The sequence below is a fragment of the Companilactobacillus nuruki genome (assembly GCF_002872255.1).
Classification (GTDB): domain Bacteria; phylum Bacillota; class Bacilli; order Lactobacillales; family Lactobacillaceae; genus Companilactobacillus; species Companilactobacillus nuruki.
This window is the reverse complement of the sequence record NZ_NIPR01000052.1, coordinates 63,315-80,761: the sequence shown is the minus strand read 5'-3', so window position 1 is coordinate 80,761 and position 17,447 is coordinate 63,315. Positions and strand designations below refer to the sequence as shown.

Below are 17,447 nucleotides of genomic sequence, written 5' to 3'. Positions count from 1 at the left end.
AACGAAAATAAGAAAAAGCAACCAACAAAAGAAGAAATAAAAAAAGCAAGAGTAATGAATGACCAACTAAGGGTCAGACGTGATAAACTTCAAGAACTTTACGATGAGGGTGTTGATCCATTTGGTGCCAGATTCGAAAGAACTGCTTTAGCTCAAGAAATTCACGATAAATATGGTGATGAAGATAAGGAAACTCTTGAAGAACAAGACTTACCTGTCGTAATTGCTGGTCGTATGATGTCTAAACGTGGAAAAGGTAAAGTTGGTTTTGCTGATTTGCGTGACAGATCTGGTAGAATTCAAATTTATGTGCGTAAAGATGAAGTTGGTGAAGAAAACTATCATATCTTTAAGCGTGCTGATATCGGTGATCATTTAGGTATTCATGGTGAGATCATGAAAACAGATATGGGTGAATTGACTGTTAAAGCAACACACATCACAATGTTAGCTAAGTCACTTCGTCCATTACCAGACAAGTTCCACGGCTTAACAAACGTTGAACAGATTTATCGCCAAAGATACTTGGATTTAATTGCTAACCAAGATAGTTTTGATCGTTTCAAGAAACGTACTAAGATTATTCAAGCAATCCGTGAATATCTTGATGGTGAAGGCTTTATGTCAGTTGAGACACCCGTTTTGAATACTCAAGCTGGTGGTGCAAGTGCTCGTCCATTTATCACGCATCATAATGCTTTGGATGTTGAAATGTATCTTCGTATCGCTCTGGAACTACCATTGAAGAGATTAATTGTTGGTGGCTTTGAACGAGTATACGAAATTGGCCGCGCCTTCCGTAATGAAGGTATGGATACACAGCACAACCCTGAATATACTTCATTGGAAACATATGCCGCATATTGGAATATGTTTGACGTTATGAAGGAAGTTGAGGGGATGTTCAGACATGCTGCTGATAAGGCTAATGGTACACAAGTTGTTACCTATCAAGGCGAGACAATTGATTTGAGCAAACCCTTCAAACGCATTAAGATGGTTGATGCTATTAAGGAACAAACTGGCATTGATTTTAGTAAGGATATGACACTTGAAGAAGCCCGTAAGTTAGCTGACGATAAGGGCGTTCATTACGAAGATTTCTGGGGCGTTGGTCACATCATTGCAGAATTCTTCGAAGAATTTGTTGAAGATACTTTGAAAGAACCAACCTTTGTTTACGAGTATCCACTAGAAGTTTCACCATTGGCTAAAAAGTCACAAGATAATCCTAATTTTACAGATCGATTTGAAGTTTATATCTTAGGACATGAATTTGGTAATGCTTTTACTGAGTTGAATGATCCTATCGATCAAAAGGAACGTTTTGAAGCCCAAGCCGCTGAACGTGAAAATGGTAATGATGAAGCAGAACCAATTGATAATGATTATGTTGAAGCTTTGGAATATGGTATGCCACCAACAGGTGGACTAGGAATTGGTGTTGATCGTTTAGTTATGTTATTGACAGACGCTCCATCAATTCGTGATGTCATCTTATTCCCAACCATGAGACCAGAAGACAATACAAATAATCCAGAATAATATAATAGACAAGGACGACAACTCAAAATTAAGTTGTCGCCTTTTTTATTGCAATATCAAAAAATATAACTACAAATAAGCAATGATTTAAAAAACTTATTAGTTAAAGAAAATTCAGATCTTGAGACAATTTTTTTCTTCACAGTAAAGATTAATATCTAACAAAACTTAAGTAAGAAAAAATTTAAAATCTTATTGACTTAATTAATATCCAAAAGGTATACTAATATAGTTGTTTCAAACGAAACACGTATGGAGGATTAGCTCAGCTGGGAGAGCATCTGCCTTACAAGCAGGAGGTCACAGGTTCGATCCCTGTATCCTCCATTAAGCAACTTGCTTAATGGATTCATAAAAATGTTTTGCGGGTGTGGCGGAATTGGCAGACGCGCTAGATTTAGGTTCTAGTGTCCAGTGGACATGAAGGTTCAAGTCCTTTCACCCGTATAAGTTAATCTTGCAAAAAGATTAATTGTTGTGTATTATGTTAATTGTTGTTGACATAATGCCGACTTAGCTCAGTTGGCAGAGCACCTGTCTTGTAAACAGGGGGTCGGAGGTTCGAATCCTCTAGTCGGCATCGTCATAATGCGGAAGTAGTTCAGTGGTAGAACATCACCTTGCCATGGTGGGGGTCGCGGGTTCGAATCCCGTCTTCCGCTTTAGAGATTCAGAAAGTTGAAAAAGGTAATTAATTCTAATTGAGGATTGATTGCCTTTTTTCGTTCTCTAAAAGTTGTTCCAAATTGGCAATCTAAATAGCATATAATATTTTCTTGAATGTGTTAGGATTCTAGTTAAGGACAATTATAATTGTGGTGTTATTTTTTTATCGGTAAGTGATAAGTTAAATTAATTGCATTTTTTTAAAACACAATTATACTTTCTAAACAGACACTTAAAAAGTAGAGGTAACGTTAATGGACAAAGTATTTACCGAAAGCGCCAAGAATGCACTTGTGTTAGCTCAAGAACAAGCTAAGACATTTCATCATAATGCTGTTGGAACTGAGCATATTTTGCTTGGCCTAACAATGGAGAATGATGGTATCGCCGGTATTACTTTGAGAGATCTAGCTGTGAGTGATCGAGATGTTGAAGAGGAGATTGAACATCTGACTGGTTATGGGGATGTCTCATCTAATACTGCTAAGGGAATTTACCTACCTTATTCTCCTAAGGGACAACTAATTTTAAGTGATGCGGAAGAAACTTCTAATCTATATAAAGCAAACCGTATCGGAACTGAACATATCTTATTGGCAATGCTTGATGATTCTGATAATTTAGCTAATCGTATTTTAGTTAACTTAGGATTAAGCCTAGCTAAAACTAAGTCATTGTTACTGAGCAAGATGGGAATGTCCAATAAGGCAGCACGTCGAGGCTTTGCATCCAATTTGGCCAACAAACAGAAGAAACAACAAGGACAACCTGCTGGTACACCAACTCTTGATTCCTTAGCTCGTGATTTAACAAAGATGGCTCAAGAAAACCAAATCGATCCGGTTATTGGACGTAAAGAAGAGGTTGAGCGTACTATTCAAATTCTTAGCCGTAGAACTAAGAATAATCCAGTATTAGTGGGAGAACCTGGTGTTGGTAAAACCGCTATTGCTGAAGGTCTTGCTATTGCAATCGTTAAAAAAGAAGTGCCTGTCGATATGCAAAACAAACGTATCATGATGTTAGATATGGGATCACTTGTAGCTGGTACTAAATATCGTGGTGAATTTGAAGATCGTTTAAAGAAAATTATTGAAGAAATTTATCAAGACAAACATGTTATTTTATTTATTGATGAGTTGCATACATTAATTGGTGCTGGTGGTGCTGAAGGTGCTATTGATGCTTCTAATATTTTGAAACCTGCTTTGGCTCGTGGAGAATTACAATTAATTGGTGCCACAACATCAAATGAATATCAAAAATATATTGAAAAAGATACAGCTTTGGAACGTCGTTTTGCTAAGGTTCACGTTGAAGAACCAACCGCCGATGATTCAATTAAGATTTTGGAAGGTTTACGTCCAAGATATGAACAACATCATGGCTTAACTATTTCTGATGAAGCTGTAGAAGCAGCGGTTCGTTTTTCAACTCGTTATTTGACAAATAGGTTCTTGCCAGATAAGGCCATAGATTTGATGGATGAGGCAGCTGCTAAGGTTCGAATTCACAATGTTTCTAAGAATAATAAATTAGAAGAATTAACTGATCGTGGAATGGAATTATTGAATGATAAGAATAAGGCCATCTTGGATCAAGACTTTGAAAAGGCCGCTAAGATTCGTGAAGAGGAACAAAATATTCAAGAGGAACTTAGCCAACTCAAGAGTAAGAAATCAGCCAATAATAGAAAGCCTGTTGTTGGGGCGGATGATATAGCTGAGGTTATTGCTCAGTGGACTGGTGTTCCAGTTAAACAAATTACTCGTAAAGAGAGTGAAAAACTTCTTAATCTTGAAAAAGAATTGCACAGACGAGTTATTGGTCAGGATGATGCCATTAATGCAGTGGCTCGAGCTATTCGCCGTGCTAGAAGTGGTATGAAAGACCCTAATCGTCCAATTGGTTCATTTATGTTCTTAGGACCTACAGGTGTTGGTAAAACAGAATTAGCTAAATCAATTGCTGAGTCGATGTTCGGATCAGAGGATAATCTAATCAGAGTCGATATGTCCGAATATATGGAACAATACAGCACTTCCAAGCTGATCGGTTCAGCTCCAGGATATGTTGGCTTTGACGAAGGTGGACAATTAACTGAAAAAGTTAGAAATGAACCTTATTCGGTAGTTCTATTGGATGAGGTTGAAAAGGCTCATCCTGACGTCTTCAATATCCTTTTGCAAGTTCTTGATGACGGTATTTTAACTGATGCTAAAGGACGTAAAGTTGATTTTAGAAATACAATTATTATCATGACGTCCAATTTGGGCGCACGTTCCCTTGAAGAAGATAAGTCAGTTGGCTTTGGTGCAAAAGATGTTCATGATGATTACAAAGAGATGCAAGATCGAATCAATACTGAATTAAAGAAGTTCTTCCGTCCAGAATTCTTGAACCGTATTGATGAAACAATTGTCTTTAAAGCACTTGATAAAGAGCAACTTAAAGATATTGCTAAAATCATGAGTAGTAATTTAAGAAAACGTCTGGCTGAAAGAGAAATTAAGCTAGTTATTTCTCCAAGTGCTTATAGTGATTTAGTTAAAGATGGCTATAATCCTGAGTATGGTGCTCGTCCAATGAGAAGAACAATTCAAAGAGAAATTGAAGATCCTGTTAGTGAGCAGCTCTTAATGGGAAAGGTTAAAGCTGGAGATGTTATCAAAGTAGGTTCTAAAAAAGGCAAATTAACCGTAACAGTTGACAAGCCGGATAATAAGAGAACTTTGGCAAAGCAAAACTAGTAAGCTTGACTATTGACATGAAGAGTGCTTAAGAGTATTATCATTTTTGAGATTCAAAGTTCAAATCGCATATCACGATCTATTGTCCGTGGTTATGCTAAATAAAAAACACAAAAATAGATTTTCGATTCTATTTTTGGTTTTTTTTTGCCTTAAAACAGGTTGAAAAACCGTTTTCATGCAAATTGTAATCAAATTGTAATATTTGGACAAATGTGATTTGAACAAATTATATGTTGAGGTGAAAAATTTGACTTATCATAACGTTAATTATGGTGCACACCGTGTTCGTCGTAGTTATGCAAAGATCAAGGAAGTACTTCCACTGCCAAATTTGATTGACATCCAAACAAATTCTTACCAATGGTTCTTAGATGAAGGACTTAAGGATATGTTTGACGATATTATGCCAATTGATGATTTTGCTGGAAATCTTTCTTTGGAATATGTCGATTACAAGTTACTAGAACCAAAATATACTGTTGAAGAAGCTAGAGCTCATGATGCCAACTTCTCAGCACCATTACATGTAACTTTGAAATTGACTAATCATGAAACTGGTGAAATCAAGACTCAAGATGTTTTCTTTGGTGATTTCCCTATCATGACAGATGAAGGAACTTTCATCATCAACGGTGCTGAACGTGTTATTGTTTCACAATTGGTACGTTCACCTGGTATTTATTACAATCAAGATACTGATAAAAATGGCCGTGTAAATTATGGTACAACTGTTATTCCTAACCGTGGTGCTTGGTTAGAATATGAAACAGATGCTAAGGGTCTAGGCTATGTAAGAATTGATAGAACTAGAAAATTACCTATTTCTGAATTGGTCCGTGCTTTAGGTTTTGGTGAAGACTCAGAAATTCTTGATATTTTTGGTGAAAATGATACTTTAAACCTTACTCTTGAAAAAGATGTTCATAAGGATACTAGCGATTCACGTGTTGAAGAAGCTTTGAAGGATATCTATGAAAGATTACGTCCCGGTGAACCTAAAACTGCTGACAGTTCTCGTTCATTGCTATATGCTAGATTCTTTGACCCACGTCGTTATGATTTAGCCCCTGTTGGTCGTTATAAGATCAATAAGAAGCTTAACCTTAAGACAAGACTTTTGAACAAGACATTGGCTGAAACATTGGCTGATCCAGATACTGGTGAAGTTGTTCTAGCTAAAGATACTGTACTTGACCGTGATGCAATGAGTAAACTTACTCCATATCTTGAAAGAGACGACTTCAAGACAATTACATTACAACCTTCAGATGAAGGGGTTTTAACAGATCCAATCACTGTTCAATCAATCAAGATTTATTCAGAAGCTGACAATGAAAAAATTGTTAATATTATTGGTAATGGTCATATTCCAGAAACAAACCGTACCATTACTCCTGCTGATATTTTAGCTGGTATTAACTATTTCTTAAACTTGAAAGAAGACATCGGTACAACAGATGATATTGATCACTTGGGTAACCGTCGTATTCGTTCAGTTGGTGAATTGCTACAAAACCAATTCCGTATTGGTTTGTCACGTATGGAACGTGTTGTACGTGAAAGAATGTCAATTCAAGATTCAGCTACTGTTACACCTCAACAATTGATTAATATTAGACCGGTTGTTGCTTCAATTAAGGAATTCTTTGGTTCATCACAATTGTCACAATTCATGGATCAGACAAACCCACTTGGCGAACTTGAACACAAGCGTCGTTTATCTGCTCTTGGACCTGGTGGTTTAACCCGTGATCGTGCTGGATATGAAGTTCGTGATGTTCACTATACCCATTATGGTCGTATGTGTCCTATCGAAACTCCTGAAGGACCTAACATCGGACTTATCAATAATTTGGCTTCATATGCCATTATTAATAAATATGGTTTCATCGAAACACCATATCGTCGTGTTTCATGGGATACACATAAAGTAACTGATAAAATCGATTACTTAACTGCTGATGAAGAAGATAACTATGTTGTTGCTCAGGCTAATACATTATTAAATGATGATGGTTCATTCGTTGATGATGCGATTTTGGCTCGTCATAAGGATGACAATATTGAAACTACTCCAGAAAAAGTCGATTATATGGACGTTTCTCCTAAGCAAGTAGTTTCTGTAGCTACTGCATGTATTCCTTTCTTGGAAAATGATGATTCAAACCGTGCCTTGATGGGTGCCAACATGCAACGTCAAGCCGTTCCTTTGATCAATCCACATGCACCACTTGTTGGTACAGGTATGGAATATATTGCTGCTCATGATTCCGGTGCTGCTTTGTTAGCTGATCATGATGGTGTTGTTGAATATGTTGACGCTAGAAAAGTTACTATCAAACGTGACGAAGATGGCACAACTGATGATTATAAAGTTACTAAGTTCCGTCGTTCAAATAATGGTAAGTCATATAACCAAAGACCTATCGTTAGAAAAGACGAAAAGGTCAAGAAGGGTGATATCATTGCTGATGGTCCTGCCATGGAAAATGGTGAATTAGCTCTTGGTCAAAACCCATTGATCGCATTTATGACATGGAATATGTATAACTATGAAGATGCGATTGTACTTTCAGAAAAATTAGTGCGTGAAGATGCTTATACTTCAATTCATATTGAAGAATATGAATCTGAAGCACGTGATACAAAACTTGGACCTGAAGAGATTACTCGTGAAATTCCTAACGTTGGTGAAGATTCATTGAAGGATCTTGATGAATTCGGAATTATCCGTATTGGTGCTGAAGTTCGTGATGGCGATATTCTAGTTGGTAAAGTTACACCTAAGGGTGTTACAGAATTATCAGCCGAAGAAAGATTGCTACATGCTATCTTTGGTGAAAAAGCTCGTGAAGTCCGTGATACATCATTACGTGTACCACATGGTGGTGGCGGAATTATCCAAGATGTTAAAGTCTTCACTCGTGAAGCTGGTGACGAACTTGATCCTGGTGTTAACATGTTAGTTCGTGTTTACATTGCTCAAAAACGTAAGATTCAAGTTGGTGACAAGATGTCTGGACGTCATGGTAACAAAGGTACTGTTTCAATCGTTGTACCTCAAGAAGATATGCCATATATGCCAGATGGTACTCCAGTAGATATTCTTTTGAATCCAATGGGTGTTCCATCACGTATGAACATTGGACAAGTTCTTGATCTTCACTTAGGTATGGCTGCTAGAAAACTTGGTATCCATGTTTCAACACCTGTTTTTGATGGTGTAAGTGATGACGAATTGTGGGACATTGTTAAAGAAGCCGATATGGATTCAGATGGTAAGTCAATCCTTTATGATGGACGTACTGGTGAACCATTTAAGAACCGTGTTTCAGTTGGTGTTATGTACTACTTGAAACTAGCTCACATGGTTGATGATAAGTTGCATGCTAGATCAATCGGACCTTACTCACTAGTTACTCAACAACCACTTGGTGGTAAAGCACAATTTGGTGGCCAGAGATTTGGTGAAATGGAAGTTTGGGCTCTTGAAGCTTATGGTGCTGCATATACACTACAAGAAATTTTGACATACAAGTCAGATGATATTGTTGGACGTGTTAAGACTTATGAAGCAATCGTTAAGGGTGAAAGTATTCCTAAGCCTGGTGTTCCTGAATCATTCCGTGTTCTTGTCAAAGAACTACAAGCTCTAGGACTAGACATGAAGGTTCTAGACTCACATAAGAAAGAAATTGAACTTAGAGATATGGATGAAGATGAAGATACAGTTTCAATCGATGCCTTATCTAAGTTTGCTAAACAACAAGAACAAAAACGTGCTGAAGAGGAAGCTAAGAAGCTTGAAGCCTCAAAAGATTCAGCTGAATCAACTAGTACAAAATCAGAAAACTAGTCAAAACTTTAGGGAGGTTACCTTTTGATAGACGTTAATAAATTCGAAAGTATGCAAATTGGTTTAGCATCTCCGGACAAGATTCGTAGTTGGTCTTATGGAGAAGTTAAGAAACCTGAAACTATCAACTACCGTACTTTGAAACCAGAAAAAGATGGTCTATTCGACGAAAGAATTTTCGGACCAACTAAAGACTGGGAATGTGCCTGTGGTAAGTACAAACGTATCCGTTATAAGGGTATTGTTTGTGATCGCTGTGGTGTTGAAGTTACTCGTTCAAAGGTTCGTCGTGAACGTATGGCTCATATCGAATTAGCAGCTCCGGTATCACATATCTGGTACTTTAAGGGTATCCCATCACGTATGGGACTTGTTTTGGACATGAGTCCAAGAAACTTGGAAGAGGTTATCTACTTTGCATCATATGTAGTTATCGATCCTGGTGAAACAGATCTAGAAAAGAAACAATTATTAACTGAAACAGAATATCGTAAGAAACGTGAAGAATTTGGTAACAAGTTTGTAGCTGAGATGGGTGCTGAAGGTATCCGTGATTTACTTAGCCAAGTTGATATGGATTCTGAAGTTAAAGAATTACGTGAAACTCTAAAGAGTGCTCAAGGTCAAAAACGTACGCGTGCGATTAGACGTTTGGACATTTTAAGTGCTTTCCAAAAATCAGGTAACAAGCCTGAGTGGATGGTAATGGAAGCTATTCCCGTTATTCCACCTGATTTACGTCCTATGGTTCAACTTGAAGGTGGCCGTTTTGCTACTTCTGATTTGAACGATTTGTATCGTCGTGTTATTAACCGTAACAACCGTTTGAAGAGATTGTTGGATCTAAATGCTCCTAACATTATCGTTCAAAATGAAAAGAGAATGTTACAAGAGGCTGTTGATGCTTTGATTGATAATGGTCGTCGTGGCCGTCCCGTTACAGGACCTGGTAACCGTCCATTGAAATCACTATCGCATATGCTTAAAGGTAAGCAAGGACGTTTCCGTCAAAACTTACTTGGTAAACGTGTTGACTATTCAGGCCGTTCAGTTATCGATGTTGGACCTACGTTGAAGTTCTATCAATGTGGTCTTCCTCGTGAAATGGCCTTGGAATTATTCAAGCCATTTGTTATGCATGAACTTGTTAAACGTGAAATTGCTTCAAACGTTAAAAATGCTAGAAGAAAGATCGACAGACAAGACGATGATATTTGGGATGTACTAGAAGACGTTATTAAAGAACGTCCGGTACTACTTAACCGTGCCCCTACACTTCACAGACTTGGTATTCAAGCCTTTGAACCTGTATTGGTTGATGGTAAGTCAATGCGTTTGCATCCACTTGCTTGTGAGGCTTATAATGCCGATTTTGATGGGGATCAGATGGCTATCCACGTTCCTCTTTCAGATGAAGCCCAAGCTGAAGCACGTATGTTAATGCTTGCTGCTCATCATATTCTTGCTCCTAAAGATGGTAAGCCTATCGTTACTCCTTCACAGGATGTCGTTTTAGGTAATTATTATCTAACAATTGAAACAAGACATATGACTGGTGAAGGTAAGATCTTCAAGGATTCAAATGAAGTTCAAACCGCACTATTAAATGGTGACGTTCATTACCATACAAGAATTGGTATTGCCGTAGAATCAATGCCTAATAAACCATTCAAGGATGAACAACGTAATAAGATTATGATTACCTCAGTTGGTAAGGTAATCTTTAACGAAATTCTTCCTGAAGATTTCCCATACTTAAATGAACCAACTGATGATAATTTAATGCATGGTGTTCCTGATAAGTACTTCCTTGGAAAAGGCGAGGATATTAACCAACGTCTTGATGAAATGGATCTAATTGATCCATTAAAGAGTGGATATCTTTCAGATATTATCGCTCAAGTCTTCAAGGTTTATCGTGTTCAAAGAACATCATCACTACTTGATGATATGAAAGAATTAGGTTACACAATTTGTACACTTTCTGGTTTAACTGTTGGTGTTACAGATGTTCCTAACTTAACTCAAAAACCTGAAATTATTGAAAAGGCCCACAAGCAAGTTGCTTCAATTTCTAAGCAATTCCGTCGTGGTCTTATCACTGATACAGAACGACATGACCGTGTTATTAGTGTTTGGAATGATACAAAAGATGAAATTCAACAATTGTTAATTGATTCATTTGATCCTACAAACCCTATCTCAATGATGTCTGATTCTGGTGCTCGTGGTAATATATCAAACTTTACACAGTTAGCTGGTATGCGTGGATTAATGGCTGCCCCTAATGGTGGTATGATGGAAATTCCTGTTCTATCTAACTTCCGTGAAGGACTATCTGTTTTGGAAATGTTCATGTCAACCCATGGTGCTCGTAAAGGTATGACTGATACTGCTTTGAAGACAGCTAACTCAGGTTACTTGACTCGTCGACTAGTTGATGTTGCTCAAGATGTTATTGTACGTGAAGAAGATTGTGGTACTGACCGTGGACTTGTTGTAAGTTCAATCATGGAAGGTACAGATATGATCGAACCATTGTACGATAGACTTGTTGGTCGTTATACACAAAAGACAGTTAAGGATCCAAATACTGGTGATGTAATTGTTCCTCGTGGTGTCATGATGGATGAAGATCTTGCTCAAAAAGTTGTTGATGCTGGTGTTACACACGTTACAATTCGTTCTGCATTTACTTGTGATACAAAACATGGTGTATGTAAGAAATGTTACGGTCGTAACCTTGCTACTGGTGAAGAAGTTGAAATTGGTGAAGCAGTTGGTACTGTTGCTGCTCAATCAATCGGTGAACCAGGTACACAATTGACAATGAGAAACTTCCATACCGGTGGTGTTGCTGGTGGCGATGATATTACTCAAGGACTTCCTCGTGTTCAAGAAATCGTTGAAGCCAGAAATCCTAAAGGTCTTGCTGTTATTTCAGAAGTTGATGGTACCATTACATCAATTGATGAAAACCCAGCAGAACATACTAAGGAAATTACTGTCGAAGGTGATATTGATACTAGATCTTATAGTGTTCCTTATACATCAAGTGTTGCGGTTGCCGAAGGTGATCACGTTAAACGTGGTGGTAAGTTAACACAAGGTTCAATTGATCCTAAGGAATTAATTCAAGTTACAAATGTGCTACATACAGAAAACTACTTACTTGCTGAAATTCAAAAAGTTTATCGTATGCAAGGTGTTGATATTTCTGATAAGCATTTTGAGGTTATGATCAGACAAATGCACAGAAAGATCCGTATTCTTGATCCTGGTGATACTGATGTATTGCCTGGTGAATTGATGGATATTTCTCAATTTACTGACCATAACCGTGAAACATTGTTCAATGGTGGTATCCCTGCTACTGGACGTCCAGTTCTTCTTGGTATTACTAAGGCTTCTCTTGAAACAAACAGTTTCTTGTCAGCCGCTTCCTTCCAGGAAACAACAAGAGTTCTTACTGATGCTTCAATTCGTGGTAAGAATGATCCACTTCTTGGTCTTAAGGAAAATGTTATCATTGGTAAACTTATTCCTGCTGGTACTGGTATGGCTAAGTATAACCATATGGAACCTAAGAAAGTTGGACCTATGGCAGATAATTCATTGAATGGTGCTTATACAATTTCTGATATCGAAGCTCAAATGAAAGCTGAAGATGCAGCAAAAGAACAACATTAGTTAATGATAAAAAAGTCGATCTCTTTTGAGGTCGACTTTTTTTGATTTTATTTTGTATAATACAAAGTGAAAATACTTGTTTGGGGGTAAGACTTTGCAAAAAGAAGAGCTAGTTTATCAAGATAATCATTTTACTTTAGATACATATTGGTTAGATCCAATTTCTGATTATGCGACTCAAGTAGAGCGTCCTATAGTAATAATTTGTCCCGGTGGCGGATTCAAATTTCATTCAGATCGTGAGGCTCAACCAATTGCTTTAAAGTTCAACGCAGCTGGTATGCATGCGATAGTTTTACATTATCAATTGGTTGATGAGAATCATTCAGTATATCCTTTGGCCCTACAAGAAATGGCAACGACCTTGAACTGGTTAAAATCTCAAAAAGATGTACATCATATAGATTTACAAAAAGTGATTTTGAACGGTTATTCGGCCGGAGGACACCTTGTAGCGGATTTTAATTCGATTATGCTTGATTCAGATAGACGTATCAAAGTTTTTGAAGATGATTTGAAAGTTATTCCGGCAGTTAATATTCTTGGCTATCCAGTTATTGATATGACAGTTGGCTGGCCTATAGAAGAAGATTGGGCGATGAAAATAGCCCCTGATATTTACTATTGGCAAGCACAAGAGCATTTAACCAAAAACGGCAAGCCAACTTTTATATGGCAAACGGTCACAGATGGAACTGTTCCGGTAATGAATTCAATTCTTTATGCCCAAAAGATGGATATTTTGAATATTCCTTATGAATTGCATCTGTTTGGTTCAGGAGATCATGGCTTGTCTTTGGCCACTTATGTTACACAAAACCCGGGTAATGCGGTTAATTTAAATGAATACGATGCTAAATGGTGGGATTTATGTATCAATTGGCTTAAAATGCAAAAGATCCTGCCTAAGCTTTAAAAGAAAAGATCAGATAGACGATTCCTGTGGCAATTGCTAGATAGGGAATGAATCTAAATGATCTTTTTTTCTTTATTAAATAAGAAATGATACACATAAAACAGGCCATCAAGATAACTTTTAAAGTGATATTTAGATCAAAAATCAAGCTTAAGATAGCAATAACCTCGATGTCACCTAAACCTAATAGATATTTTTTGCTTAACAGCAATAAAGATAGATAAATTATTAGTGAGATAAAAGGATGAAGATTATGATAAAGTCCAAAGATTGTGGGCAAGCTTAGCAAGTAAAATATTGGATAAATATAGCCAAAAGCAAAGTCACTAAAAGACAAGAGTACCAGCATAAAAAATAACGGAAGATATACAGTGTCTTGTTGAAAAATGAGATATGCTGTTAAACCTCCTCCTAAAAGTTCTTGAATTGGATTCCAAAAGTCGATTTGATTTTTACAACTAAAGCACCTACCATGAACTATGAAATAACCTATTATAGGTATAATTTCGAACCATCTAAGGATCCTATCACAAGAATCGCAGTGAGAGCGTCTAGTTATGCTTATTTGTGGATAGTCAAGCGCAATAACTTTTAGAAAGGAGATAATGCAAGCTCCTAGTATGAAAAATATAAAGTATTTCAAATTAATCACCTCAAACGAAATTACGGGTAATTGTGGATAACTTTTTGAAAATGTTGCATTGACATGGCCTTTTTTAGATGGTATTCTAATAGACGTGCTTTTATTGGCAGCAATATTAGTTTGTTTATTAAATATAAAGCTCGAAACGTACGCCACCTCTAGTGGTTTATTATTTTACAAAATTATGAACCACCTGGATGTGTGTACTTAAATTTTTAGGAGGAACTTTGAATGCCTACAATTAATCAATTAGTTCGCAAAGGCCGTAAGTCAACAGTATCTAAATCAGATGCTCCTGCATTGAACTTTGGCTACAATAGTATGAAGAAAGTTGCTACAAAGAACCCAGCTCCACAAAAACGTGGTGTTGCAACTCGTGTCGGAACAATGACACCTAAGAAACCTAACTCTGCCCTACGTAAGTATGCCCGTGTTAGATTGTCAAACCTTATTGAAGTAACAGCATATATCCCTGGTATTGGTCATAACCTACAAGAGCATAGTGTTGTTCTTGTCCGTGGTGGTCGTGTAAAGGATCTACCTGGTGTTCGTTATCACGTTGTTCGTGGTGCCTTAGATACAGCCGGTGTTGATGGACGTATGCAAAGTCGTTCAAAATATGGTGCTAAGAAGCCTAAGAAATAACAATAAATAATCATTTTTAATGAAATAATGTAATAACGGAGGAATTTTTTATGCGTAAAGGTAGAGCTCCAAAACGTGATGTTTTGCCAGATCCAATGTACAACTCAAAGCTAGTAACTCGTTTGATTAACCACTTAATGTATGATGGTAAAAGAGGTACTGCTTCAACAATTCTATATCGTGCATTCGATATTATTAAAGATAAGACAGGTAACGAACCATTGGACGTGTTTGAAGAAGCAATGAACAATGTTATGCCTGTTCTTGAAGTTAAGGCTCGCCGTATCGGTGGTTCTAACTATCAAATTCCTATCGAAGTTCGTCCTGATCGTCGTACTACTTTAGGTCTTCGTTGGATTACAAGTTATGCTCGTCTACGTGGTGAACATACAATGGACCAACGTCTTGCAAACGAAATTATGGACGCAGCTAACAATACTGGTGCTGCTGTTAAGAAACGTGAAGATACACATAAGATGGCCGATGCTAACCGTGCATTCGCTCACTATCGCTGGTAGGATCTAGTTACTTAAACTAGTTAATTTGAGAGGAGAAACAATTTTCATGGCTAATAAACGTGAATTTCCACTAAAAGATACCCGTAATATTGGTATCATGGCCCATATCGATGCTGGTAAAACTACAACTACTGAACGTATCTTGTACTATACTGGTAAGATTCACAAAATTGGTGAAACACATGATGGTGCTTCACAAATGGACTGGATGGCCCAAGAACAAGAACGTGGTATTACTATCACATCAGCTGCTACAACAGCTGAATGGAAGAACAACCGTATCAATATTATTGATACCCCAGGACACGTTGACTTCACAATTGAAGTTGAACGTTCACTCCGTGTTCTAGATGGTGCTATTACGGTTCTTGATGCTCAATCTGGTGTTGAACCACAAACTGAAAATGTATGGCGTCAAGCTTCAACATATGGTGTTCCACGTATTGTCTTTGTTAACAAGATGGATAAGATCGGTGCTAACTTTGACTATTCTGTTGAAACATTGCATGAAAGACTAGATGCTAATGCTCATGCCATTCAAATGCCTATTGGTGCTGAAGATCATTTCGAAGGTGTTATTGACCTTATTGAAATGAAGGCTGATCTTTATGATGAAGATGAACTAGGTACAAAGTGGGATACAGTTGATGTTCCTGATGAATATCTTGAAGAAGCTAAAGCAAAGCGTGCTGAATTAATTGAATCTGTTGCTGATGTTGATGACGGCATTATGGAGAAGTATCTTGACGGAGAAGAAATCTCAAACGATGAAATCCGTAAAGCCATCCGTAAAGCTACTATTGATTTGAAGTTCTTCCCAGTTCTTGCTGGTTCAGCCTTTAAGAATAAGGGTGTTCAAATGTTGATGGATGCTACTGTTGATTATCTACCATCACCACTTGATGTACGTCCTTATAAAGCTACTGATCCTAAGGATGAATCTGAAGTTGAACTTATGGCTGATGATACGAAACCATTCGCTGGTTTAGCATTTAAGATTGCTACTGATCCATTCGTTGGACGTCTAACATACATCCGTGTATATAGAGGTTCTCTAGAATCAGGTTCTTATGTCTTGAACGCAACAAAGGACAAGCGTGAACGTGTTGGTCGTTTGTTACAAATGCATTCTAACCACCGTAAGGAAATCCCTGAAGTATTCTCTGGTGATATTGCTGCTGTTATCGGTTTGAAGAACACTACTACTGGTGATTCTCTAACAGATACTGACCACCCATTGATCCTTGAATCATTGGATATTCCAGATCCAGTTATCCAAGTTTCTATCGAACCTAACTCAAAGGAAGATAGAGATAAGATGGATATTGCTATCCAAAAACTTTCTGAAGAAGATCCTACTTTCCAAGCTGAAACAAATCCTGAAACTGGTGAAACTCTTATCGCCGGAATGGGTGAATTGCACTTGGATATCATGGTTGACCGTATGAAACGTGAATTTAACGTTGCATGTAAGGTTGGTGAACCTCAAGTTGCTTACCGTGAAACATTTACACAACAAACAAGTGCTCAAGGTAAGTTCGTTCGTCAATCTGGTGGTAAAGGTCAATATGGTGATGTTTGGGTTGAATTTACACCTAATGAAGAAGGTAAAGGCTTCGAATTCGAAGACGCTATCGTCGGTGGTGTTGTTCCTCGTGAATACATTCCTTCAGTTGAACAAGGTTTGAAAGAATCAATGGAAAACGGTGTTCTTGCTGGATATCCATTGATCGACGTTAAGGCTAAGTTATATGATGGTTCATATCACGAAGTCGATTCATCAGAAGCTGCCTTTAAGATTGCTGCTTCAATGGCACTACGTAACGCATCTAAGACTGCTGGTGCTGTTATTCTTGAACCAATTATGCATGTTGAGATTGTTACACCAGAATCATATCTTGGAGATGTTATGGGACAAGTTACTGCTCGTCGTGGACGTGTTGAAGGTATGGAAGCTCGTGGTAATGCACAACTTATCAATGCCTTTGTTCCACTTGCTGAAATGTTCGGTTACGCAACAACATTGCGTTCTGCAACACAAGGTCGTGGTACATTTACTATGACAATGGATCATTACGAGAAGGTACCTAAGTCAATTCAAGCTGAAATCATTAAGAAAAATGGTGGAAAAGCTGAAGAAGACTAATCTTTAGTTGAAATCAATCAAAAAGAGAAGATCATTTGATCTTCTCTTTTTTTGTGCGTCGATTAATTT

At 37.5% G+C, this 17,447-nt stretch carries 9 protein-coding genes and 4 tRNA genes; 12 read left to right on the top strand and 1 reads right to left on the bottom strand.

The annotated features are described in order from the left end of the window. Nucleotides 1–54: 54 nt before the first annotated feature. The 9 genes from lysS to CBP76_RS10820 all read left to right on the top strand — a co-directional run bounded on the left by lysS (nt 55) and on the right by CBP76_RS10820 (nt 13,426). A complete protein-coding gene (gene lysS, locus CBP76_RS10860) occupies nt 55–1,545 on the top strand; it encodes a lysine--tRNA ligase (RefSeq protein ID WP_174683326.1) in 1,491 nt (496 codons plus the stop codon). Nucleotides 1,546–1,799: 254 nt separating this feature from the next. After that, nucleotides 1,800–1,872, top strand: a tRNA-Val gene (locus tag CBP76_RS10855). A 37-nt stretch (nt 1,873–1,909) separates the two neighbouring features. Next, nucleotides 1,910–1,992 (top strand) — tRNA-Leu (locus CBP76_RS10850). Nucleotides 1,993–2,052: 60 nt separating this feature from the next. Then, nucleotides 2,053–2,125: transfer RNA gene (locus CBP76_RS10845), tRNA-Thr, on the top strand. A 10-nt stretch (nt 2,126–2,135) separates the two neighbouring features. After that, nucleotides 2,136–2,207: transfer RNA gene (locus CBP76_RS10840), tRNA-Gly, on the top strand. A gap of 258 nt (nt 2,208–2,465) precedes the next feature. Next, the gene (locus CBP76_RS10835) at nt 2,466–4,961 is read left to right on the top strand and encodes an ATP-dependent Clp protease ATP-binding subunit (RefSeq protein ID WP_102196883.1); all 2,496 of its coding nucleotides are present in this window, start codon (nt 2,466–2,468) and stop codon (nt 4,959–4,961) included. Nucleotides 4,962–5,211: 250 nt separating this feature from the next. Next, nucleotides 5,212–8,820, top strand: a complete 3,609-nt coding sequence (rpoB, locus tag CBP76_RS10830) for a DNA-directed RNA polymerase subunit beta (protein WP_102196882.1) — start codon at nt 5,212–5,214, stop codon at nt 8,818–8,820. Between the two features lie 24 nt (nt 8,821–8,844). Next, the gene (rpoC, locus tag CBP76_RS10825; protein ID WP_102196881.1) at nt 8,845–12,510 is read left to right on the top strand and encodes a DNA-directed RNA polymerase subunit beta'; all 3,666 of its coding nucleotides are present in this window, start codon (nt 8,845–8,847) and stop codon (nt 12,508–12,510) included. 94 nt (nt 12,511–12,604) lie between these two features. Continuing rightward, nucleotides 12,605–13,426 (top strand): alpha/beta hydrolase, encoded by an 822-nt coding sequence (locus CBP76_RS10820; RefSeq protein WP_102196880.1) that lies wholly within the window; start codon nt 12,605–12,607, stop codon nt 13,424–13,426. Here CBP76_RS10820 and CBP76_RS13665 read toward each other — a convergent pair. Next, nucleotides 13,416–14,078: a prepilin peptidase gene (locus tag CBP76_RS13665; RefSeq protein WP_425430308.1), complete on the bottom strand. Its 663-nt coding sequence runs from the start codon at nt 14,076–14,078 to the stop codon at nt 13,416–13,418. The genes CBP76_RS10820 and CBP76_RS13665 overlap by 11 nt on opposite strands. A 222-nt stretch (nt 14,079–14,300) precedes the next feature. On the opposite strand from CBP76_RS13665, the gene rpsL reads away from it, so the two are divergent. From rpsL to fusA, 3 genes are read left to right on the top strand one after another with little or no spacing between them, the layout of a single operon-like run. Further along, nucleotides 14,301–14,714 (top strand): 30S ribosomal protein S12, encoded by a 414-nt coding sequence (rpsL, locus tag CBP76_RS10810; RefSeq protein ID WP_025084405.1) that lies wholly within the window; start codon nt 14,301–14,303, stop codon nt 14,712–14,714. A 50-nt stretch (nt 14,715–14,764) separates the two neighbouring features. After that, on the top strand, nt 14,765–15,232 hold the full coding sequence (rpsG, locus tag CBP76_RS10805) for a 30S ribosomal protein S7 (protein ID WP_102196878.1): 468 nt from the start codon (nt 14,765–14,767) through the stop codon (nt 15,230–15,232). 46 nt (nt 15,233–15,278) lie between these two features. Then, a complete protein-coding gene (gene fusA / locus CBP76_RS10800) occupies nt 15,279–17,378 on the top strand; it encodes an elongation factor G (RefSeq protein ID WP_102196877.1) in 2,100 nt (699 codons plus the stop codon). Nucleotides 17,379–17,447: the final 69 nt, after the last annotated feature.

Coding starts and splice junctions, on each gene's coding strand:
- lysS (WP_174683326.1), top strand. CDS start 55: ATGAATGACCAACTAAGGGTCAGACGTGATAAACTTCAAGAACTTTAC.
- CBP76_RS10835 (WP_102196883.1), top strand. CDS start 2,466: ATGGACAAAGTATTTACCGAAAGCGCCAAGAATGCACTTGTGTTAGCT.
- rpsL (WP_025084405.1), top strand. CDS start 14,301: ATGCCTACAATTAATCAATTAGTTCGCAAAGGCCGTAAGTCAACAGTA.
- rpsG (WP_102196878.1), top strand. CDS start 14,765: ATGCGTAAAGGTAGAGCTCCAAAACGTGATGTTTTGCCAGATCCAATG.
- fusA (WP_102196877.1), top strand. CDS start 15,279: ATGGCTAATAAACGTGAATTTCCACTAAAAGATACCCGTAATATTGGT.